Source organism: Bacillus sp. G1(2015b), assembly GCF_001482475.1.
GTDB lineage: Bacteria > Bacillota > Bacilli > Bacillales > Bacillaceae > Bacillus > Bacillus safensis.
In genome coordinates, this window is sequence record NZ_LKIC01000026.1 from 60,634 (window position 1) to 83,893 (window position 23,260).

The 23,260-nt window shown below is 40.6% G+C and carries 20 protein-coding genes; 15 read left to right on the top strand and 5 right to left on the bottom strand.

What is annotated here, in order from left to right; genetic code table 11:
• Nucleotides 1-13 precede the first annotated feature (13 nt).
• The 5 genes from AMR95_RS11895 (at nt 14) to AMR95_RS11915 (ending at nt 3,509) form a co-directional block, all read left to right on the top strand.
• Entirely contained in the window at nt 14-862 is an 849-nt protein-coding gene (locus AMR95_RS11895) for an MBL fold metallo-hydrolase (RefSeq protein ID WP_058838368.1), read from the top strand.
• Nucleotides 863-1,010: 148 nt separating this feature from the next.
• On the top strand, nt 1,011-1,601 hold the full coding sequence (locus AMR95_RS11900; protein WP_024424005.1) for a Crp/Fnr family transcriptional regulator: 591 nt from the start codon (nt 1,011-1,013) through the stop codon (nt 1,599-1,601).
• A 70-nt stretch (nt 1,602-1,671) separates the two neighbouring features.
• The gene (locus tag AMR95_RS11905) at nt 1,672-2,013 is read left to right on the top strand and encodes a darcynin family protein (protein ID WP_039183409.1); all 342 of its coding nucleotides are present in this window, start codon (nt 1,672-1,674) and stop codon (nt 2,011-2,013) included.
• 105 nt (nt 2,014-2,118) lie between these two features.
• Nucleotides 2,119-2,625 (top strand): LURP-one-related/scramblase family protein, encoded by a 507-nt coding sequence (locus AMR95_RS11910; RefSeq protein ID WP_058838369.1) that lies wholly within the window; start codon nt 2,119-2,121, stop codon nt 2,623-2,625.
• An 8-nt stretch (nt 2,626-2,633) separates the two neighbouring features.
• Nucleotides 2,634-3,509 carry a LysR family transcriptional regulator gene (locus AMR95_RS11915; RefSeq protein WP_231746884.1) on the top strand — a complete coding sequence of 292 codons (876 nt, stop codon included), beginning with the start codon at nt 2,634-2,636 and terminating at the stop codon, nt 3,507-3,509.
• A gap of 40 nt (nt 3,510-3,549) precedes the next feature.
• On the opposite strand, the gene AMR95_RS11920 is transcribed toward AMR95_RS11915, so the two are convergent.
• Nucleotides 3,550-4,446 carry a PhzF family phenazine biosynthesis protein gene (locus AMR95_RS11920; protein WP_058838370.1) on the bottom strand — a complete coding sequence of 299 codons (897 nt, stop codon included), beginning with the start codon at nt 4,444-4,446 and terminating at the stop codon, nt 3,550-3,552.
• Nucleotides 4,447-4,676: 230 nt separating this feature from the next.
• Between AMR95_RS11920 and AMR95_RS11925 the strand changes: the two genes are divergently transcribed.
• The gene (locus AMR95_RS11925) at nt 4,677-5,210 is read left to right on the top strand and encodes an Imm64 family immunity protein (protein WP_268501884.1); all 534 of its coding nucleotides are present in this window, start codon (nt 4,677-4,679) and stop codon (nt 5,208-5,210) included.
• Between the two features lie 45 nt (nt 5,211-5,255).
• Here AMR95_RS11925 and AMR95_RS11930 read toward each other — a convergent pair whose 3' ends face one another.
• Nucleotides 5,256-5,966 carry a GntR family transcriptional regulator gene (locus AMR95_RS11930; RefSeq protein WP_039182781.1) on the bottom strand — a complete coding sequence of 237 codons (711 nt, stop codon included), beginning with the start codon at nt 5,964-5,966 and terminating at the stop codon, nt 5,256-5,258.
• A gap of 155 nt (nt 5,967-6,121) precedes the next feature.
• Here AMR95_RS11930 and AMR95_RS11935 point away from each other — a divergent pair, with 155 nt between their 5' ends.
• The 9 genes from AMR95_RS11935 (at nt 6,122) to AMR95_RS11975 (ending at nt 19,437) form a co-directional block, all read left to right on the top strand.
• A complete protein-coding gene (locus tag AMR95_RS11935; protein ID WP_058838372.1) occupies nt 6,122-8,020 on the top strand; it encodes a beta-glucoside-specific PTS transporter subunit IIABC in 1,899 nt (632 codons plus the stop codon).
• A 9-nt stretch (nt 8,021-8,029) separates the two neighbouring features.
• Complete coding sequence (gene bglA / locus AMR95_RS11940) at nt 8,030-9,469, top strand: 6-phospho-beta-glucosidase BglA (protein WP_156414543.1); 1,440 nt, start codon at nt 8,030-8,032, stop codon at nt 9,467-9,469.
• Between the two features lie 367 nt (nt 9,470-9,836).
• Complete coding sequence (locus AMR95_RS11945; protein ID WP_058838374.1) at nt 9,837-11,072, top strand: TerD family protein; 1,236 nt, start codon at nt 9,837-9,839, stop codon at nt 11,070-11,072.
• A gap of 202 nt (nt 11,073-11,274) precedes the next feature.
• Nucleotides 11,275-12,879: a ribonuclease YeeF family protein gene (locus tag AMR95_RS11950; protein ID WP_058838375.1), complete on the top strand. Its 1,605-nt coding sequence runs from the start codon at nt 11,275-11,277 to the stop codon at nt 12,877-12,879.
• Nucleotides 12,880-12,881: 2 nt separating this feature from the next.
• Entirely contained in the window at nt 12,882-13,133 is a 252-nt protein-coding gene (locus tag AMR95_RS11955) for a hypothetical protein (RefSeq protein WP_058838376.1), read from the top strand.
• A gap of 554 nt (nt 13,134-13,687) precedes the next feature.
• On the top strand, nt 13,688-15,565 hold the full coding sequence (locus tag AMR95_RS11960) for a beta-glucoside-specific PTS transporter subunit IIABC (RefSeq protein ID WP_058838377.1): 1,878 nt from the start codon (nt 13,688-13,690) through the stop codon (nt 15,563-15,565).
• A gap of 35 nt (nt 15,566-15,600) precedes the next feature.
• Nucleotides 15,601-16,443 carry a BglG family transcription antiterminator LicT gene (gene licT / locus AMR95_RS11965; RefSeq protein ID WP_058838378.1) on the top strand — a complete coding sequence of 281 codons (843 nt, stop codon included), beginning with the start codon at nt 15,601-15,603 and terminating at the stop codon, nt 16,441-16,443.
• Between the two features lie 18 nt (nt 16,444-16,461).
• Nucleotides 16,462-17,937 carry a glycoside hydrolase family 1 protein gene (locus AMR95_RS11970; protein WP_058838379.1) on the top strand — a complete coding sequence of 492 codons (1,476 nt, stop codon included), beginning with the start codon at nt 16,462-16,464 and terminating at the stop codon, nt 17,935-17,937.
• 306 nt (nt 17,938-18,243) lie between these two features.
• Nucleotides 18,244-19,437: an MFS transporter gene (locus AMR95_RS11975; protein ID WP_058838380.1), complete on the top strand. Its 1,194-nt coding sequence runs from the start codon at nt 18,244-18,246 to the stop codon at nt 19,435-19,437.
• Between the two features lie 41 nt (nt 19,438-19,478).
• On the opposite strand, the gene AMR95_RS11980 is transcribed toward AMR95_RS11975, so the two are convergent.
• From AMR95_RS11980 to AMR95_RS11990, 3 genes are all read right to left on the bottom strand, one after another.
• Nucleotides 19,479-20,381 (bottom strand): shikimate dehydrogenase, encoded by a 903-nt coding sequence (locus tag AMR95_RS11980; RefSeq protein ID WP_058838381.1) that lies wholly within the window; start codon nt 20,379-20,381, stop codon nt 19,479-19,481.
• An 18-nt stretch (nt 20,382-20,399) separates the two neighbouring features.
• Nucleotides 20,400-21,581, bottom strand: coding sequence for an MFS transporter (locus AMR95_RS11985; RefSeq protein ID WP_058838382.1), 1,182 nt, complete (start codon nt 21,579-21,581; stop codon nt 20,400-20,402).
• Between the two features lie 439 nt (nt 21,582-22,020).
• Nucleotides 22,021-23,040, bottom strand: a complete 1,020-nt coding sequence (locus AMR95_RS11990) for a LacI family DNA-binding transcriptional regulator (RefSeq protein WP_058838383.1) — start codon at nt 23,038-23,040, stop codon at nt 22,021-22,023.
• Nucleotides 23,041-23,260: the final 220 nt, after the last annotated feature.

The following is a 23,260-nucleotide window of genomic DNA, read 5'->3' on the forward strand; positions in this document are numbered from 1 at the left end:
AAGCAGGAACACCATGCACACAATTAAAAAAATAGGCCAAACCTTCTCCTACATCACACCAGTATCACTCACCGACCGCCCCATCCTAGGCATGGTCGAAGGCAATAACAAAACCTTAATGATCGATGCTGGTAACTCGGAAGATCATGCCAAATACTTTATCAAAGAAACCTTAAAACACGAGAACGCCAAGCCCGATCTCGTTGTCCTCACGCATTGGCATTGGGATCATATTTTTGGTCTGCCTGTGCTGCTTGATACGGTTTCAATTGCTTTTTCAAAAACTAGAAAGGAAATGGAGAAGCTTCTTCCGTTTTCTTGGTCTGATGAGGCGATTGATGAGCGAGTGAGGGAAGGAACGGAGATTGAGTTTTGCGCGAAGGCGATAAAAGAAGAATATAAGAATCATCGAGATATTCAGGTGGTTTTACCGGATGTCACGTTTGACCGTCGGATAGAGATTGATCTTGGCGGGGTCACTTGCATCGTGCAGCATGTTGGAGGCGATCATGCGGCAGATTCCGTGATCGTGTATGTGAAAGAAGAGAAAATCCTGTTTCTTGGTGATTGCATTTATCCGAAAATGTATGCTGAGAAAGTACATTATACAGTGAAAGAAATATTGCGTCTTTTAGATGAGTTAGAAGCTTTTGATGCCGATACGTATATTCCTTCACACCAAAGACCGTGGACAAAAGAGGAGTTTCGTCAGGAAACAGACAAACTTCGGATGATAGCGAAATTCACTGATCAATGTGATGGAGATAAGCAGAAAATCACGAAAGAATATCAACATTACGTGAACAGAGAACTGAAGGAAGATGAATTAGAAACCATTGCTTACTTTGTAAATGGGTATTAAATAAACATTAAAAAAGTCTCATTTGAGTGATTTCCCTCAAACGAGACTTTTTTTGCATCACGTATTGTGACAGACTTATTTTTAGCATTGATCATAAAAACAATCCCCAAGTAGGCTTGAGTTTTCCTTATTAGGAGGTAACTTACAGATGGACAAAATAACTGACCCTTACGACACCTTCAAAACCAAAATATCCAAATATCCAATCGAACAAAATCATTGGCAAGCCTTCAAAGATGGAACAACGATTAAACAATTAAAAGCGGGTACATGCATGATCAAGGCTGGCGATCCAGTGAAGCATGCTTATTTCTGCATAACGGGGCTCTTCCGTCTCTTCTATTTGTTACCGGATGGAAGGGAGTACAATGTGGCTTTTACGTTGGAAGATGATTTTGCTACTTCTTATGCAAGTATGATCAACGGGCAGCCTTCTCCTTATTCGATTGAAGCGATGGAGGATTCGATCGTGATTGAAATTCCGTATGATCTGCTTCAAATGTTGATGGATAGAAGTCATATGTGGGAGCGGTTTGTTCGGGTTAGTGTAGAGAGGCTGTATACGAGAAAGGAAGAGCGTGAGAGGGAACTGCTATATTTGCCGGCAATTGAGCGATATCAGGCGTTTTTATTGAAATATCCCGGGTTACATCAACGTATCGCTCAATATCATATTGCCTCATATATTGGTATTTCTCCGGTTTCGTTGAGCAGGCTGCTCCATCCTGCTGAACATTAACCTATGTTAATGCACATTCTCTTGATCTGACGTACAATCATCACATCATAGAAGAATCGGGGGTATGATGATGAAATATATGATGGTTGTTTTATTAGAGTTCTATCCATCTTGGCTTGCTTTGCCACGAGAGGAGCGAAGAACCCATGCTGCTTCGCTGCAAGAGTTGATGCAGAAATATGAGGAACATGTGACGGTGCGCTTTTTTGATGCTGAAGCTCTTCCAGGTAAAGATTACACAGATTTTGTGATGTGTGAAACGGAAGACCTGAAGTTCTATCATTTTATGTGGGAAGAGATTAGGGATTCTATTCCTTACACAAGTGGTTATGTCAAAATTAAAGAAGTCATCATGGGAATGGAAAATGCTTTTCAAACATATGAAAAAGAATCTCTGAAAATGGATCAGTAATCGAAAACCACCTGTTATCAGGTGGTTTTTTGTACATTCTATTTTTTGGTATAATCAGAGGTAATGTAAGAACGGATAAATTTTTGAACTGAATCGGAGGTACATATGAAACAGCTTTACATGAAGCAAAAAGTATTTAGTCTGAGCGGCAGGTTTACGGTAAAGGATCAGCAGGAGAACGATGTGTATGTGGTCGAAGGCAGCTTTATGAAGATGCCGAAGACGTTTACCATTTTAAATACAGAACGAGATGAAATCGCTGTGATTACGAAGAAAATGTTTACCTTTTTACCGAAGTTTTTAGTAGAAGTTGATGGTCAAGAGGTATTGACGATTAAAAAAGAGTTTACGTTTTTTAAAGCAAAATATTCAATTGATGCTGCTGGGATTGAAGTACAAGGTAACTGGTGGGATATGAATTTCCAAGTGCTGCAAAGCGGCGAAGTGATCGGTCAGGTGAAGAAGGAATGGTTTACTTGGGGTGACAGCTACAAGGTTGATATTTTGAAAGAAGAAATGGAGCCTGTGATGATTGCGCTCGTTGTTGCGATTGATTGTGTGAAAGCTGATGAAGCAGCGTCTAGGTCTTCGTCGTCGGCAACGACGAATTAATAAGTGAGGTGAGCACACTGATCACATTCCAATACAAAGTATTTCTAACAGTCGTCGAATGCGGCAGTTTTACAAAAGCCGGGGAGAAGCTTGGGCTGACGCAGTCTGGGGTGAGTCATAATATTGCGAAGCTTGAGTCGGAACTCGGGATTGTGCTGCTTCGGCGGAATCGAAACGGGCTGTCATTGACAGACGCAGGTGAGCGGGTGATGCCGCATATCCGGCAAATCTTGCATCATGCGGCATTGCTTGAGCAGGAGGCGGCGCTAATTCAAGGGATGGAAGTGGGGAGCATCAAGATTGGGACATTTCCTAGTTTTTCTTCAAATGTTCTACCACGCCTTATTCACCGTTTTACGCAATGCTATCCGCATATCAAGCTGGAGTTATATGAAGGCGGTTATGAGGAGATTGAGGAATGGATCGCTTCAGGCACGGTTGATGTTGGTTTTTTAACGCAGTCATCGAGGGAATTCGAGACTGTTCCACTTTTTCAGGATGAATTGGTGGTGCTCATACAAGAGAATCATCGCTTTCATAAGAAGAAAGTGATCGAAGTTGATTCATTACATGATGAAGCCTTTATCATGCCGAAAGCGGGTTGCGACATACTCGTCAAGAAGCTGTTAAAAGAAAGAGGCGGCGTGAAGCCTCATGTTTTGTTTGAAATTGAAGACAACAATACGCTCATTTCTATGGTTCAAGAAGGATTGGGAGTCACGATCATTCCAAAATTAGTTTTGCCGCCGCACATACCTCATACGAAAGTCATTCCACTGGAGACGAACGTCTATCGTGAGGTCAACCTGGCGTTCAAATCGTTCAAGGCAGCTTCCCCATCGGCGAAAAGATGGATTGAAACGGTCAAAAGTCATTTTAAATAGAATCAGCTTGAACAGGATGTCTCCCATTCAAGCTGGTGTTTTATAAAGACAACACGCCACGGATCGTGATGACAGCTGCGCCTGCCACTTTGATCACCGGCTTTGATTCATTTGGAATGACTGTGATACGAAGCAAGCCAGGTCTACCGATGGCATCCCCTTGGGCAATATTCAGGTGAGTGATTTCTTGCTGAGAAATGATGCCCTCCAAATAAAGATATCCAGCCAATGCCCCGTTTGCTGCCCCCGTCACAGGATCTTCGGGTATACCAATCCCAGGTGCAAAATCTCTCGTATAAAGATCGCATTCTTTTGAGGTGTGGAACGTATAAAGGTGGGTTGTCGAGATGCCATGCTCTTTATTCATTCTAGCTAAAGCCGCTAAGTTTGGTGCCGCTTGATCAATGTCCTGTTGGTGCTTCATCGGAACAAGAAGATGCCAGTTACCGGTGTTTGCTAATTTGATAGGATGGGATGGATCAATGCGGTCACTGCTCACACCAAGCATGTCACTAAGCTCGTCTAAATCGATGACAAAATCTCGTGTCTTCGGTGTCACCTGCGTCATTTCCACATCAACAACCTTGCCATTTTCTTCGTGCCATACGACAGGAACATTGCCGATCTTTGTTTCTAACACGACCCCTGATCTCTCTTTAGCCAGCCCTAGCTCCGTCGCCAGAAGCCAAGTCAATCCAACAGTCGCATGCCCGCAAAAATTGACCTCTTCCGTCGGCGTGAAGTATTTGACCCGATAATCGGCTTCCTTATCATGGGCAGGCAGCAAGAAGACGGATTCCGGTAAATTCAACTCCTTGGCGATGCTCTGCATGTCATCTTCTGTTAAAAACTCACCATCCAACACCACCCCAGCGGCATTTCCTCCAAATTTCTCAGTTGTAAACGCATCAACATGATACACTCTAATGTCTCTCATCTGACGAACCCTCCTATACATTTTTGTTACGTTTATCATAAGTTTGTTTGATGCATTCGTAAAATGAATCTTTTTGATGTTTTAAATCGGAGATGTTCATGTAAGAGAGGGAGTTTTCGCAGAATAATAGTCTGAATAAAGTATAATGAAAGAAAAAATGAAGTGAGGGATGCGACATAGCTCTTGGTGGATACATCAATATCGGACTCGTTTTTTATGAGACCATTCATATACCAAATACTTTTCGTCAATTGATTGATTATCTAGCTCAAAAAGACATGTCTATTACGAAAGTAAAGTCTAGTCAGGACCCTGACGGAGAAAGATGGATTGAACACGTTGTTAAAGAGAATATCATCAAAGATGATGACTTTTCAGGTTATTATATAGAATTTGAATTGTCGGGGTCGAAGCTAAATGATATGACCATTAACATACAAAAAGAAGCAGGTTATGTAGGGTTCGTTATCTGTTTAAAGTGGACAGAGGTTGTTTCTCATGATGTCATTCATCTTCAGCAGGAGATCATACGCTGTCTTGTGGATCTTTATCATACGATAACGTTTGAATATGCGTTCATTGGACATGAAATTGAAGTCGAGATTCATCCAGATAAGTTTGAAAAGTGCCTGCAAGGCCAGCATGCTTTTCCAGTTGCTCTAATTGGGAAAGGAAAGCACATAGATATTTATTATGGTGATGTAGCGATTGATGATCTTTCTTCTCAAGAAAGAAGGATAGAATGTTTAAAGGTTAAAAGCTAATAGTAAAAAAGCCTCCTGATACTCTCAGGAGGCTTTTTCCATCCATCACCCATAATAATTATTCGCTTGAATAAAAAATTGGGATTGTGTGTAGTTATATGTGATTTTCGAAAAGTCGAAGGGCTGGCCGTTTGTGAGGTGAAAGACCGTCTCGACGCGGAGAGCGGGATCGTCTTGTTTGAGGCCGAGGTGCGTCGCTTCGGTTTCATTCAATTTGCCTACTTGTAAGTACATATCGGAGAAACCGACTTTGAGCCCCAAACCTTCACTGACGAATTTAAAAACAGAATCGGCGGCAATTTCTGTGTTGAGATAAGGAATGATCGTTTTTCGGTAATAGGATTCTTCTAAACATAAGGTTTGTCCGTTGATGTAACGAATGCGTTTAAGGTAAAAAACATCTTCATCTTGTTCAATGTTCAAATTAAGTGCAGCTTCTTCGGACGGCTTGATGGTGTCTAGCATTAAAACCTCTGATGTCAGTTGAAATTCCTCTAAATCTTTTTTAAACCCTTGGTTGGATAAAAGGCTGATGTAGCCCTTGCGCCGGTGTCTTCGAACAAAGATGCCGCTGCCCCTCACTTGATAGATAATTCCTTTTTTTTCGAGTAATTCTAACGATTTGATAATGGTACTCTTGCTCACAGCAAATTGGCTCATGAGTGTTTCGAGTACAGGGAGCTTATCCCCTTGTTGCATCTCATGGGTGACAATATATTTTTCAATATCGCTCGCAATTTGTTGATACTTTAACATGGCTATTCCTCTTTGTTTTCACGATTTATTGTCTTTGTATTATAGCACATACCAAATTTCCTTTGATATGCTATTTGAAATTATATATGTATTGATAAATTGTACCGGTATAATTATAATGTACATATACTAGTAGTGATAAAGGGGGGTTTTATATGTCAAAAGTGAGGGACTATCAAAAGCTTGCAGAAGACATCTTAGAGGCAGTTGGCGGAGAAGAAAATGTGGTGAGTGCTGCAAGATGCGCCACGCGGCTGCGTTTGGTCTTAAAACGTTCGAATCCAAAGGCAAAGGAAGCAGTCAATGCGATGCCTGGCGTCATTACCGTGGTGGAAAATGGCGGTCAATTTCAGGTCGTTATCGGTCAGCATGTTGGTGAGGTATATGAGCATTTTTCAAGCCTTGTTCAGCTGCAGCCGTCTGATGATGATCAGCCAAATGAAAACAAGGGAACGGTGCTGAACCGTGTCATCGCGACCATGTCTGCTGTGTTTGCGCCATTTGTGTATATTTTGGCAGCAGCAGGTATTTTACAAGGTGCACTTATCCTCATTAATTTATTATTTCCAAGCTTCTCGAAAACGGGAACGTATGAAGTCTTTAGCTTTATTTCATGGGCACCGTTTACGTTTTTGCCTATCTTTATCGCCATCACAGCAGCCAAGCATTTTAAAACGAATATGTATATCGCTGTAGCGTGTACAGCAGCGCTTGTCAGTCCAGCTTGGACGGAGATTGCTGGACGCGTGGCATCAGGGGAAGGCGTTACTTTTTTAGGCATAGCGTTATCTGAAACAGTTTATACGTCATCTGTTTTGCCGCCGCTATTCTTGGTATGGATCCTTTCATATGTAGAGAGATTTTTAAACAAACGCATTCACGAAGTGGTCAAACCGTTATTTGTGCCATTTATCTGTATGGTTGTCATGGTTCCGTTAACGATTCTATTAATTGGTCCTCTTTCGACAGCCGGTGCAAATGGGATTGCAAACGGATACAATGTCTTAGCGGAAAATGTCCCAGCTTTAGCAGGTGCTATTATCGGAGGATTCTGGCAAGTGCTTGTTATTTTCGGTGTTCATTGGGGTATCACGCCAATGGTGCTCGCCAACTTTGAACAATATGGACGTGACTCCTTCCAGGCATATCAAACCATCGCTGTTATCGCTCAGGTCGGCGCAGTGTTAGGGGTTATTTTAAAAGCAAGAAACCGCGAAACACGAAAAGTCGGGGTTTCAGCGGGAATCACGGGTCTCTTTGGAATTACTGAGCCTGCGATTTACGGGGTTACCCTGCGTTTCAAAAAACCATTTATTTTCGGATGTATATCTGGAGCGGTTGGTGCCATTGCTGCCAGCTTCTTTACGCCTTATTACTTTGCGTATGCAGGTTTGCCTGGTCCACTGACGATTGTAAACGGAATTAGTTCAGATTATCCAACATCGATCATCGGCATATTGATTGGTGTCGCAATTGCGCTGATCTTACCAGTTGTGCTTATTCAAATGTTTGGTTATGGGGAAGATACAGTGGAACAGACAGCCGGTGCAACGTCTGATAAAGAGCAAGTTGGAGAAAAAATGAATGCTTCGATGAATAATGAAGAAACCATTCCTGCACCGCTTGCAGGGAAAGTGATCCCGTTATCTGAAGTGCCAGATGCCGTATTTAGCTCGGGGGCGATGGGCAAAGGGTTTGCGATTGAACCGACAGACAACAAGCTGTATGCACCGTTTGACGGCAGTGTCGTCATGCTTGCGCCGACAAAGCATGCAATTGGACTGCGTTCAGAATTCGGGGTAGAGTTACTCGTTCATGTAGGAATTGATACGGTTTCCCTAGATGGCTCAGCATTTACTCTGCATATCAAAGAAGGCAGCAAGGTGAAGAAGGGTGACTTGTTGATGACATTTGATCAAGAAGCCATTGAAAGCAAAGGATTAAAAACAATCACACCAGTCATCATCACCAATACACAAGCGTACGAAGATGTGATTGTAGAAGAACAATCGACATGTCAGCCAACAGACGTCATGATCACAATTGTGAAATAGGAGGAATGAATAATGACATTACCAAAAGATTTTCTATGGGGCGGAGCATTAGCTGCACATCAATTTGAAGGTGGATGGAATGAAGCAGGAAAAGGTCCAAGTGTTGTAGATGTGATGACAGCAGGTGCTCACGGAGTACCGAGACAAATAACTGAAACGATAGAAGAAGATAAATTTTATCCGAACCATGAAGCGATCGATTTCTACCATCGTTATAAGGAAGATATCGCAATGTTTGCCGAAATGGGTTTGAAATGTTTACGTACATCGATTGGCTGGAGCCGGATTTTCCCTAAGGGAGATGAAGAAGAACCGAATGAAGCAGGTTTACAATTCTATGATGATGTATTTGATGAACTGCTCAAGCATGGCATCGAGCCTGTGATTACGCTGTCTCACTTTGAGATGCCGCTCCACTTAGCAAGAGAGTACGGCGGGTTCCGCAGCCGAAAAGTTGCTGAGTATTTCGCGAAATTCGCAGAAGTATGCTTCAATCGATACAAAGACAAGGTCACATACTGGATGACATTTAATGAAATCAATAACAAAATGGATGTCAACAACCCACTATTCCTTTGGACAAATTCAGGGGTATCAGTCAAAGAAGGCGAAAATGCCAAAGAAGTCATGTATCAAGCAGGACATCATGAATTACTTGCAAGTGCATGGGCAGTAGCCAAAGGAAAAGAAATTAATCCTGCTTTCCAAATTGGAGCGATGGTGTCACACGTGCCAATCTATCCATATTCCTCAAACCCTGAGGATGTCATGCTGGCAGAGGAATATATGAGACAGCGCTATTTCTTCCCAGATGTACAGGTGCGCGGCTACTATCCGAGCTATGCATTAAAAGAATTCGAACGAGAAGGCTATCACATTCCATTTGAAGAAGGCGATGAAGAAAGCTTAAGAAAAGGGAAAGTGGATTATCTAGGCTTTAGCTACTACATGTCGACAACGGTTAAAAGTGATACGGTGTCTGATCACAACGGAGACATTGTCAACGGAGCCCTGCCGCATGGTGTAGAAAACCCTTATATCAAATCAAGTGACTGGGGCTGGTCCATTGACCCGACAGGCTTAAGATATACATTGAATCGTTTTTACGATCGCTATCAAATCCCGTTATTCATCGTAGAGAATGGATTTGGTGCAATAGATCAAGTGGAAGATGACGGTTCTATTCACGATCCAGAAAGAATTCAATATCTCGCTTCTCATATCGAAGCACTGAAAAAAGCCATTGAATACGACGGTGTCGACCTTATTGGCTACACACCTTGGGGCATCATTGATATCGTGTCATTCACAACAGGCGAAATGAAAAAACGCTACGGCATGATCTACGTTGACCGCGACAACGAAGGAAATGGCTCAATGAAGCGCCTCAAAAAAGATTCGTTTACTTGGTATCAAAACGTCATCGCAACGAACGGTGAAGAAGTGTAATAAAGGAAAATAGAAGCCCGGACGAGCGTGGTATATGCTTGTTCGGGTTTTTCATTGTTTATGTTTTATTAATGCCTGAATACAAAGAAAAAAGAGAGTAATAGCGACAAAATAGTTCATTGGATTGTGAAAGATCTTAATGTTCAAGGATATTTGAAGAAGAATCCAAAAACCGAATATCACCATAACAGCAGGAATGATTTTTTTATACACATTGATTCTCCTTTCGAGAGTAGTTTGTTTTTAATTGGCATTGTCTCATATCATGGCAGAGATTGAAAAAGATATTAATAGGCTCTACTAAACCATTTGGTATAATTGATCTATAAAAGCGATAAATGGTAGATATAGAATAGGAGTTGTTGAAATGAATCAAACTCTGCAAATGGGTGCCAATACTGTACTAAACTCTCCAAAGGGACAAGTATCCATCAGTTATGAAGTATCATCTGCAATCGATATTTCTTTAACAGCGTTTCTCTTAACAGATTCAGATCTAGTTCAAGGAGATCATGGCATTATTTTTTACAATCAGCCGGAGAGTGCCACGGGTGTCGCGACACTTTTACCAGCAGAGATATCAGGTCAGTTGAAAAGGCATCAATTGAATTTTGATATGAGCAAAGTGCCTGCTGGAATCACAAAGGTGGCGATTACACTAACAGAGGATCAAGGAATTGGTTTTTCTCAAGTGAAGAATCTGCAAGCAGAAATTCAAACGGGCGATGAGGTACTATACCTTACACCAGTAAGCTTTACAAATGAAAAGGGTATTGTCGTAGTAGAGCTATATATCAGAAATGGTGAAACGAAAGCACGATCCATCTGGCGTGGCTTCGATTCTGGATTAGAAGGGCTATGCAAGCTTTTTGGGGTAGAGGTTGAACCTGATGAACAGGATGTTTCTACACCTCCTCAAATGACTTCTGAGAAACTAATTGATGAGCCTGCTCCAATGAAGCCAGCTTCTAAAGAGAAAGTCGCTGCACCAATTAGCTTAGAGAAAGTTCAAGGTAAAATTAGTCTAGACAAAGGTCATAAACCGATCATCATTGAAAAAACGCCTGAGATTACAGCTACAGTATCCTGGGAGTCTGGAACTGATTATGATATTTATGCATTGGTCTATACGAAGTCAGGAAAACAAATAGATGTGGCCATGTTTGGCGCAAAAGGTGTTCCTGCTCTCAAAAGTTACGGTAACGGGGCTGTAGAGCATATGGGAGATGTCGGTAGAGACCGTGAATTGATGAAAACAGAAGTCATTAAATTACGGTTAAATGACGATATTCTTGCTATCGTTCCGGTTGTTTATTCTGCTCAATCAAACGGAACAGGTTCCTTTTATAGATATAGGGTATCTATGAGTATCGATAATCACCAAGGAACATCTGTGACAATTCATGCCAAACATGCGAATGATAATGATCGGATTTATTCTTGTGTGCCGGGTATGCTTCAAAATACAAATGATGGTGTGATCATCCGTCCGCTAGAGCTTTACAGCAAACCAAATTCCGAGCGCAGACCTAAATTAAAAATGAAGTCTTCTAATGAAATTGATGTTTTAATGGATAAAGGACCAATCAATGATTATAAATAATACGAATGTATGGCTAGACAGAGCAAAGTGCATTGTCTAGCTTATTTTATTGACCTTTAAATTGAGAGCCTATCCCATTTTTTGTGTCATTTAGCCTATTTTTCCGTTTTGAGGAGCACGGTAAAATAGACTTTATGATCAATAATGGAGGGAGTGACTTCTTCTGGGTAAGATACTTGATGCAAAAGCACTAACCAGTGCCATGGACGCAAGGGCAAAACACTATCAGGAACTCCGCGAACAAATGGTAGATTTAAAAAAGGCATTACAAGGTGTTGCCAACCTCGGTGATGATTTTACTGGGAAAGGTGCCGATAACATTAAAAGCTTTTATAAAGAACTAGCGGGTAATGTTGACATGTTTATCAATTTCATTGATAAGCAAAAAGCCTTTCATGAAGGTGTTTCTGGAACACTTGATGATACGAGCTTTGGCGGCGATACCTTTGTAGAAGAACACTTTTTAGACAACGCAGTACATATGGGCATCAAGAATGCCAAAAGTATTGTAAAGGATCAAAAAAAGGCACTCAAAACGATTTTTCAAGACATTGATGATCTGATTTCTCTAGAAGTATTTGATAGTCAAACCTTTGATGAAAAAATAGAAGATGCGGAAGATGAACGAAAAAAAACAGTCAAAGATTTAAGAGAGCTTGATCAAAATTTAAAAGATGAATATGCTTTGTCAGAGACAGAGCAGCAAGCTACAATGGCATTGTACGCTGAAATGATGAATGCGACAAATGACGGAAAAGCGATTTCGCCTATGAATTTTGACAAGAAAGCGTATCAAAATAGCGAAATCTACAAGGCAAAAAGCGATATTGAAAAGCAAACTTCTGAATATCTGAAAATCAAAAAAGAACAAGAAGAAGCCCGAGAGATCGCAAAAGAACAAGAAGCACTCGCCAACCGTCCTTGGTATGAAAAAGCGCTCGATTACGGTGGAAATATCGTCAATGAACTGACAGGTGTGAACGATGCAAAACGTGCCGCAACAGGCGTTGATCCAATCACGGGCGAGGAACTCACCGCAGGTCAGCGAGTCGCAGCAGGCGGTATGGCAGCAGCAGGCTATATCCCAATCGTCGGCTGGGCAGGACGCATTTTCAAAGGCGGAAAGGCGGTCTATAAAACGACTCAAGCCACATCAGCTGCAGTCAGGGCAGTCGACATTTACAAGACATCACAAAAATCCTTTGACGCCTTAAAAACATCTCAAAAAGGCTTATATGGCCTCGCAGCCACCAACGGCTTCAGCGAAGCGATCACAGGCCGCGATATGTTTGGAAATAAGATCTCGAAAGAACAGCAGGAAGCGAGTATGAACGCGGCACTTGGAATGCTTTTGCCGTTTGGAACAAAAGGATTTAATGGTAAAATAGGATTTAAGAGTGCTGATAGAGTTCAAACAGGTGGTAGGGAACTTTCAATAGATGCATATCTAAAACAACTTGATAAAGCAGAAGAAATGTATGAGTCTTTTAGAAAGACAAAAGCTGATATAAAGCCTATATCTAAGAATACCGGAATGCCCGAACACAGGATACAAAGAATAAAGGAGCATTTATTTATAAAAGAACATATAAAAGAACATGGGGTTGGGCGTTTTGACTCAGATTATCAAATTGCACAAGCCTGGGACAGGTTACAAAAAGGTACTTATAAAAAAAATGATATTGACTTATTAAATCACGAACTTTTTGAATCAAAGTTTGAAGGGATATTCAAGACAGATTACAGGACCGCACATGATAAAACAGTTGAATCTGGGCGTCCTTGGTATCCACCAAAGGAGGAATAAAATTGGCTTCTTATGTTTTATTATTAAAGGAATATGAGGATGAAGAGACTGTAGTTTACAAATTTGGACCTAATGAAGAGATAATGGGTAAAATAGAGTTAAGTAAAATAACTAGGAAGTTTAGAGAGTTAGAGAGCTTACCAGATCAAAATATTCCTAATGAGTTTTATTTTGATCGAGCGGCTCAAAGGTTGGCAGTATGCCTTGTAAGAGAAGGTGGCATATTTCCAGAAAAAACGGCTTTTGAATCTTAGTACTCCAAAAAACCTTGACGGATAATATCCTTTCAAGGTTTTTTCATTAAGGAAATAAAAATTCATTTTGGTTTCAAGGGTAATTAAATAAAAGGGATCGTACTTTAATTGATTGTGTGATAATGGAAGGAAGAAATTTCAAAAGATAAAATATAAGTGTGTAAATCTTATTGGATTCTGAAAAAATGTAACACCTGACTGTTCTAGTTAAAACTATACCTCTCGCCTTCAATATGAATCCTAAAAAGGTACGATTAGATGATATATTAGTGCTCTTTGATCTATATTTGATAAATTTATTATTTGATTTGTAAGAAAAACATTGCTTTTGTGAAGATAATTAATTACTATAAAGATATTAACATGTTAAAAGCGGTTTCATGAAACGATGAAAATTTAAAAATAGAATAATGCGTACATTCAATAAGGCGTGTTACTGTTCGGCAGGCAAGACCTAGATTGGATGGGATATCTGTATTTGTATATTCCCACCCAATCCAGGTCTTTTTTTGTTCCCTGAGCGCCTATAATCAAAAATGAAAGCGGTGACTTTAATGAATCATAAAGACTTAGCTCAAGACATTCTAAAACATATTGGCGGAAGCGAAAATGTTCAAAATGCCATCCACTGTATGACGAGATTAAGGCTGACTTTAAAAGATTCTTCACGCGCAAACTCTGAAGAAATTAGCCGTCTTGATGGCGTCATTCAAGTAGCAGATACAGCAGGTCAGTATCAAATTATTATTGGAAATGATGTGGGTTATGTTTATAAAGAGTTTGCAAAACTGATTGATCAAAATCCGGAAGCAAGCGGACAGATTGTACAGAATAAAGATCATAGCTTGAAAGGATATTTCAATCGTTTTGCCAATTTGATCACTGGCATTTTTGCACCGATCATCCCTGCGATCGCTGGTGCAGGAATGTTGAAGGCTCTATTAATTTTATTGCCGATGCTGAACTTGATGAAAGAAGACAGCCAAACCTATTTGGTATTGAAAATCATCTCAGATGCAGCGTTCTTCTTCTTACCTATTTTGTTAGCCTATACAAGCTCACAGAAATTTGGCACAAACCCTATGGTATCAATGGCTTTGGCTGGAGTATTGTTACATCCGAACTTAACAGCCCTGTTTAGCAGTGGTGATCCAGTTGTCTTTGCGGGCATCCCACTAAAAGCTGTTTCTTATGGTGCATCGGTTATTCCGATCATACTCATTGTCTGGCTGATGTCATATGTAGAAAAGCTGGCAGATAAATTATCACCGGGACCGGTCAAAATCTTTATGGTTCCTTTAATTACGATGATTATTGTCGCTCCGATTGGTTTACTGTTTTTAGGGCCGCTCGGTATGTATCTTGGTGCAGGCTTAGCTGCAGGGGTCTTATGGATCCAGCAAACTGCGGGATGGGCAGCTGTTGCGATTTTAGCCGTTTTCTTACCTTTTATCGTCATGTTTGGGATGCAGAAGGTGTTCTATCCAGTTGTTATCGCCTCTCTTGCTTCGCCTGGATACGATGCTCTCATTGGGGTCGCTATGTTAGCGGCGAACTTTGCGCAAGGTGGAGGTGCTTTGGCTGTTTCATTTAAAACCAAAGATCCTAAGTTAAAACAAATTGCGATGTCCGGAGGAATTTCTGCTTTATTTGGTATAACAGAACCTGCATTATACGGCGTTCATTTAAAACTTAAGAAAACATTACTCGCATGTATGATTGGAGCAGGGGTTTCAGGTGTTTTTGTTGGATTGATTAAGCTAAAGGCGTTTGTCATGGTTTCACCTGGTATTGCAACAATGCCAATCTTTATTGAAAAAGGGACTTCAAACTTTACGTTTGCTATTATTGGTGCAGTCATGGCAGCGGTCATCGCGTTTATTGCTGTTTACATCATCGGCTTTAAAGATGCAGAAACTGAAAACATCGAGAAGAAAAATGAGCCTGTTTCCACATCAGAAAGCACAAGAAATCGTGAAGTCATTTATGCACCAATGAAAGGAGACATCATTCCTTTAGCAAAAGTGAATGATAAAGTATTCTCTGAAGAAGTGATGGGGAAAGGGGCAGCGATTCAACCTAGTGAAGGGAAAGTATTTGCTCCTTTTGATGGACAAGTAGAAATGATTTTCCATACAAATCATGCCATTGGTTTAAAATCCAACCTTGGTGTGGAAGTTCTGATTCATATTGGTATTGATACCGTGAACTTAAATGGGCAATATTTTACTTCACATGTTCAAAAAGGTGATACAGTGAAACTAGGTCAACTTCTGATTGAATTTGATCAACAGAATATACAAAAGGCTGGCTATGATACAACAACACCAGTCATTATTACAAATACAGCTGATTATTTAGAAATTTTACCTCAAGAGGGAAAAACGAATCCTGTTTCTGGTCATCAGCAGCCACTTTTAACGGTCTTATAAATCGATTTTGAATGTATCCAGGAAGGTGATATGGTATGGAAATTATAAAAGTGCTGAATACCAGTGTGGTTCTCGCTAAAAGAGATGACGGTAAAGAAATCATCGTAATGGGTAAAGCCATTGGATTTAAAAATAAGCCAGGCAGTCTTATTCAAGAGTCCGATATTCAAAAGATCTATGTGCTAGAAGATCAAAGTACGTCTAATGATTTAGCTGAGCTTATGAGGGAGACCCCAGAGGAATTTTTAATCATGACAGATGAGATTATATCCTATGCGAAGCGCCGTTTATCTACACACCTAAATGAGCATCTTTATATTTCTTTAACGGATCACCTTTTCATGGCTACGAAGCGCTTTAAGGAAAATTTAACGATACAAAATCGCCTGCTGTGGGAAGTGAAGAAATTTTACCCTGACGAATTTAGCATTGGTCTGCATGCACTAGAGCTGATTGAAAAACAGTTAGGCATTCAGCTGCCTGAAGAAGAAGCGGCGAATATTGCATTTCATCTAGTAAATGCGCAGCAGACTAAAGATAATTTAAATCAAATCGTGATGATGACCAATATGGTCAAAGACATTTTAAATATTATCAAAATGCATTATAAGATCGACATTCCGACAGATACGATTAATTACTCCAGGTTTTTAACACATTTACAGTTCTTTGTTCAACGTTTACTTGAGAACAAAATGCTTGAAACAGATGATCACGATCTAATTGATCAAATCATGAGGAAGTATCCTGAAGAAGTAAAATGTGTGGAGAAAATCGAGAAATATATTAAAACAAGTGTGGATTACACGATTTCCAGTGACGAAAAAATGTATTTAATTATTCATGTCAATCGAGTGGTTCAAAGAAATAACGCATAGTCTTGAGGAGGAAGAAACATGTCTAATCAAATCAGGAAATTTCCAGAAGGATTTTTATGGGGAGGCGCCATCGCGGCAAACCAAGCAGAAGGCGCATGGAATGTAGACGGAAAAGGGCTATCCACTGCTGATGTGGCGATCTTTAAAAAAGGTCTCAGTAAGTCTGATTATAAAAAGCACAACAAAGTGGATGAAGAACAAATTCAGCAAGCGATGCGTGCAGATACCGCTGAAGGTTATCCGAAACGAAGAGGTGTAGACTTTTATCATCGTTATCCTGAAGATATGGCGCTGTTCAAAGAAATGGGATTGAAGACGTTACGTGTCTCGATTGCATGGACACGTATTTTTCCAAACGGTGATGAAGAAGAGCCAAATGAAGCGGGATTATTATTTTACGACCGCCTATTCGATGAGATGAAGAAACATGATATTGAACCACTCGTTACGTTATCTCATTATGAAATGCCGCTATACTTAGTGAATCAATATGGAGGATGGTCTCATCGCATTGTCGTTGATTTCTTTGTGAAATTTAGTCGAGTTGTATTTGATCGATATAAAGATAAAGTCAAGTATTGGCTGACTTTCAATGAAATTGATAGTATTGTCCGACATCCATTTACAAGTGGTGGAATCGTTTCAGAGCGCTTTGACAATGTAGAACAGGCAGTTTATCAAGCATTGCATCATCAATTTGTTGCAAGTGCTTTGGCCGTTAAATATTGTCATGAAATGATCCCAGGGGCAAAAATAGGGTGTATGCTGACGAAATTAACAACATATCCGTATTCTTGTAATCCAAAGGATGTTCTGAAGGCATCAAAGAACAATCAGTTTAATATGTTTTTTACAGATGTACAGGTGCGTGGTGAGTATCCGCGTTTTATCAATCGACTGTTTAAAGAAAAAAACATTCACATTGAGAAACAGCTGGGAGATGACGAATTATTAAAGGTGCATACGGTTGATTTTATTTCATTCAGTTACTACAATTCCTTGGTTGCTACTGAAAATAGTGAAGGCATGGAAACTGTCAGCGGCAATACAATAGGTGGTGTGAAAAACCCATATTTAGAAGTGAGTGAATGGGGCTGGCAGATCGACCCGATTGGAATTCGTATCTCTTTAAATGATTTATACGATCGCTATCAACTACCACTATTTATAGTTGAGAATGGATTAGGTGCATACGACAAGGTAGAAGATGGAAAGATAAATGATGATTATCGGATTAGCTATCATGAGCAGCATTTCCAGCAAATGCTGGAAGCCATTGAGGATGGAGTCGAATTAATAGGTTACACCAGCTGGGGAATTCTTGATTTAATTAGTTACTCGTCATCTGAAATGGAAAAGCGATATGGGTTTATCCATGTTGATCAAGATAACGATGGAAACGGAACGTTAAATCGAACACCTAAAAAAAGCTTTTACTGGTATCAAGAAGTCATTCGTCAAAATGGGTTGAAAATGAACGATGAACAGAAATGAGACATCAGTTAAGGAGTGGCAGCTAACCACTCCTTTTTTCTATCGATGGTGTCATACGCTTGATCGATGAATTCCCCTCAAATTTAAGCAATTCACTATCTTTACCTTTCTCATTCGTATAAAATAAGAGCAGTGAAAAATTGAAGAAATGCTTGATACATGAAGGGCGTGTAAGCTGTGAGCTGCATGACATGATGAGATGTATGAACGTGAAGGCTGCAAAGCTGTTCTTCCTCACATATGAGATTTTGTAAGCGTAACCATTATTTGTCACTTCATTGCGATGGTGTTGAGGGGTGTGTCAGGATGAGGAATCCGTATGTGAGAACGGCTTCTAGTCTGTATATTAATTACTTTTTATTAGGTATGGTCAATATTATTTTGGCTTCAAATATGCCATTTTTAATCAAACAATTAGATACCAATAGTGCGGGAATTAGTTATATGATTTCGGCGCTTGGCATTGGCAGGGTGCTCACGTATGGTTTATCAGGCGTACTGTCAGATCGTTTTGGGCGAAAGCCGGTCATTTTGGTTTCTGGTGTGCTGATGGCGGTGTTCCTCATCGGAATCCCATTGTCTCCGAATTATCAAATCGCGTTTGCGTTTGCGATTTTGGCAGGGGTTGCGAATTCGGCAATGGATGCAGGAACGTATCCTGCGTTAATGGAGGCTTTTCCGCAAAACTCAGGATCTGCGAATGTGATGGTGAAGGCCTTTATCTCCATTGGGGCAACCATTTTGCCACTGGCGATTTTCTTTTTAGCAGAGCATGATTTGTTTTATGGAATTTCATTTTTTGTTCCTGCTCTGATCTATCTTGTAAATGTCTTGATGCTGTGGACCTTACCATTTCCGAATCATCGCAAGGTGGAGCAAGTCCAGGTAACGGAGCATGATGGACTTCCGCGCTTCTCGACAGAGCCTACATTTTGGAGGGAAGGGATCGCACTCATTTTAATCAGCTTTACATCAAATGGGCTGTATGCGCTGCCGCAAATTTGGCTTCCTACGTACGGTGAGGCCATCTTGGGGATGGCATCGGGCAGTGCTGTGAAACTGCTCAGTTACTATAGCATGGGCGGGCTGCTGTCTGTTGTGATGCTTGCGTTTCTGTTGCGCCGTTTTGTCCGTCCGGTCACTGTGCTGTTGATCTATCCAATCATTACACTTGTTTCTATTTGTGTGCTCTTGGTCGTGAAATCCCCAGTGATAGGAACCGTCAATGCTTTTGTATTAGGGTTTTCAACAGCAGGAGTTTTTCAGCTAACGTTAACTGTGATGGCTGAATTCTTCTGGAAAAACAAAGGGACGATGACTGGGATTATCTCCACAGCGGGCGGCGTGTCGGCTATCGTCATCCCGGTCGTAACAGGGTTAATTCAGAGTCACGCGTCCATTTTACAAATCTTTATGTTCGATGCAGTGGTGGCTGTTGCAGCCATTATCGGCGCACTGTATATCCTGTATCGCTACCGTCAAGTTATGGTACATGATTAAAAAAAGACGACCTCCGCTTAGGAAGTCGTCTTTCTTTTGTTTTAGAAACGGTCATTTTCAAAAAGGATTTGTTTTACTTGATCAACTGGCATATCTTCACCAGTAAAGAGTTTGTAAGCAAGTGCACCTTGCCATAACATCATTCCAAGACCGTTAATCGTTTTGGCGCCAGCTTCCTGTGCTTGTGCAAGAAGCTTTGTTTTTTGCGGGTTGTATACGACATCTGTCACGATCAAATCTTTACGAAGTACATCAAGTGTATCATCGATAATGCTGAGCTGATCTAGTGGTTTCATGCCAAGGCTTGTCCCGTTTGCCAGGATCGCACTTTCTGCTACTTCACGACGGAACGCGTCTTTGTCTTCAAGTGGGAAAATGTTTGCTTTGACACCGAAAGATTTCATTTCGTTGTTGATGTAATTTACATTTTCTTCTGCTTGAACGAAGTATTGGTCATTACGAGCAAAAATACTAATTTCACGAATGCCGGACTGTGCAAGCTGAATCGCAATCGGAGTTGCCGCGCCGCCAGAGCCAACAAGTGTGACTTTTTTGCCGGCTAATTCAACGCCATGCTCAATCAAGTTTCTCACATATCCAAGACCATCTGTGTTGTAGCCGATGAGCTTACCATCTTTGTTTACTACAGTGTTACTTGCACGTGTATATCTTGCAGAATCATCTAGTTCGTCTAAGTAATCTAGTACTTTCATTTTGTTCGGCATAGAGACGTTAAATCCAGCTGCACCCATTGCTTTCATACCGTTTACGGCTGCTTCTAGTTCATCATTCCCTACTTCAAATGCGAGGTAAGCATAGTTGATACCTGTTAGTGTATAGCCAAGGTTATGCATACGTGGTGAAAGGCTGTGTCCGATTGGTGTAGCAAGAAGACCGACTAATTTTGTTTTTCCATCAATATTTCGTTCATGTATGTTTGTCATGATTGACATCTCCTTTAGTTATCTAAATAATTTTTTCATGCGTCCAAGAACAAAGACCGCTAGTAATACGCTAATAACCGCAATGATCATATCGAAGAATAACGTCATTTTAATATCGTACGTGCTGACCAGCCCACTTGTAATGAGCGGCACGAGAATAAACGCTGAGCTTGCCGCAATGTTGACATAGGATGAAGCCGTTGCTTTGTTTGTCGGGAACAATTTCATCATGATACTCATCGCAAGCTGGAAGATTCCTGCTGTAAATAGCCCTAAGAAGAAGGTGCTGACAATGACAATGCTGTACGTTTCGATTTGGAAAAGTGAAAGCATTGCAAGGAACGCCCCAATTGGATAAATGATTGCCACCATAATCGGTGAAATGAATTTATCTAAGACGATCGAAAGCAAGAGAACAGATACGAGTGCCCCAATACTAAAATAAGATAGAAGCTGTGTAGCTTGTTCTGTACCAAGTCCGATTAATTTTAACCCGAGCTGTGGAAGCCATGTCTGCCATACGACAAACAATGCAGTCGACGTGAATCCCATAAGTACAACAGCTAAGCCTTCGCCAAGCATTTTTGGTTCTTCCTTCAGCTGGTCTTGTACTGGAAGAGCAGCTTGTGAAGAAACTTGCTTATGGTTCGGGAATGGCATAAAGATTAAGTAAATTCCTACAAGTAAATAAAGAAGCCCTAGTCCAAAGAACGCCCAGCCCCAGAAGATGTCATGTGCCACTAGGTACGCCAAGATAAATGGAAGAACAGTCGCCCCAATGGATACAGACGCTTTTACTAAAACAGAAGCCGAACTTGCCTTTTTCGGAAATGACTCTGTCAAAGCAGGGTAGGTTCCTGAATCAAGCAGTGAGTTGGCAATACCTGCTGAAATCGCAAAGATAAATGCCAGTGTATAACTCGTTGTCGTTGGAATACCGATTAAGAATAATAAGTAAAGAAAATTTCCTGTAATAATGACAGGCTTACGTCCCCAGCTATCGGCTAACCGACCTGAGAAAAAGAGAGCAATGAGTTTACCAATTCCGATCGCCGATACAAGCAAGCTGATTTTCGGAATATCTACATGGTAGCGTTCAGATAAGCTGTCCATGTTGGAAGCTACAATAATATTGATCATGCCAAGCATGAAGTAGTTTAAATACATGCCAAGTGACGATTTAATATAAGGATTTTTCATGTTCCCACTCCTATATTTGAAACCCCTTTAAGGTCAAATTCGTTGTATACCCTTTGTTATTGTTTCCTTCAAAATGAATAATATGAAGCCCATCACAACACCCCTTATTGATGAAAAAATAATGAATATTCATCTGTTCTTCAATCAAGTACATCGTTCTACTAAAATGTAAAAAATAATAACAGCCTTGATTAGGAAGTGAAACTTCATGATTTGATCAGAATCATAAAAAATCACTTTTAACTGTTTTTTGATAGAAATAACGATAGAACGAAATAGGTATAACGATATACTAAAAGAAGCAACGAGATAAATATACTCCTGCATTTTAAATGTGTCAAGTTTATGACTTTGTGATTTAAAAAAAGAAAAATGAAACAAAGAAATAGTTGACTTGTTCAATAAAAAAAGAGAATTGCTGCACACAATTCTCTTTTCATCATGATGGAGAGGTTTCTCTAATATGAAGTTGAGGCTTTAAAATCAATCGCTGCAGCTCTTCATCCTGCTCGTGCATTTTATGATATAAAAGGTTCGCTGCTTTTGCCCCGATGGATCGGGGGAAGGAAGAAACAGTGGTGAGCGGCGGATGGTACATCTCCGCTTCAGGAACATTATCGAATCCAACCACATCAATATCTTCACCAGGCTGGATGCCCCGTGCTGACAGTTCTTGCATGACTCCAAATGCAACTAAGTCACTAAAACAAAAAATAGCGGTAGGAGGCTCGGATTGATCCATGACTTGAGCGAGTGCTTCTTTCCCGCCTTCACGAGTAGGTACGATATCAATAATAAGGGAATCATCAATTGCCGCATTTTCTTCGTCATGAGCTCTTTTGAAACCTTTCATCCGCTCAATCCAAGTCGATGAGGTCTTGATGCCGCCTAAGAAGGCGATACGTCGATGCCCCTTCTGAAGAAGATGATGAATGGCCATCCAAGTGCCTTGTTCATAATCAACACCGACATAATCACATTGCACATCTGATAACTCACGATTTGCAAGTACTTTTGGGGTGCGAATTTGATTTAATTGTTTGACGGTTCGAGCAGAGCTTTTCGAAGCTGGGTTTAAAATAATTCCGCCCACTCGGTGCTCTACCATGGTGGAAATGAGCCGCTCCTGTTTATCGACACTGTCAAAGGTTGTACCAAGTAAAACAGTATAGCCCAGTGATTCAAGCGTAGTTTGCACGCCAATTAAAAACTCCGAAATAAAGGTGTTAGAAATATCCGTCACAATCACACCAACGATATTTGAGCTTTTTGACCGCATGTTGGCAGCTACGCGGTCATATACGTACCCTAAGTCTTCCATGGATTGAAGCACTTTGTTTCGAGTGGCTTCAGAAATTCTAGGATTATTTCGAACAACGAGTGATGCCGTTGAAGTCGAGACACCGGCATGCTTGGCGACTTCCTGTAATGTGACACGCTGTTTGTTCATTTTTTTCATTTATCTTCACCAACTTCAATGGATTGCCTAACTTTGTTCATGATCAAGAGGGATTTCTCCATCAGACGAGCCGAACATCTTTTGGTTTATTATACATGAATTAGGGGGGATTGATGAAGTGAAGACATATGGGTATCACCGTAAATCATAAAAGATTACCATTGACAGCTTTCTGATTGAGGCGTAAAATATAAAATTATTCAGAAATAGCAACATTTTA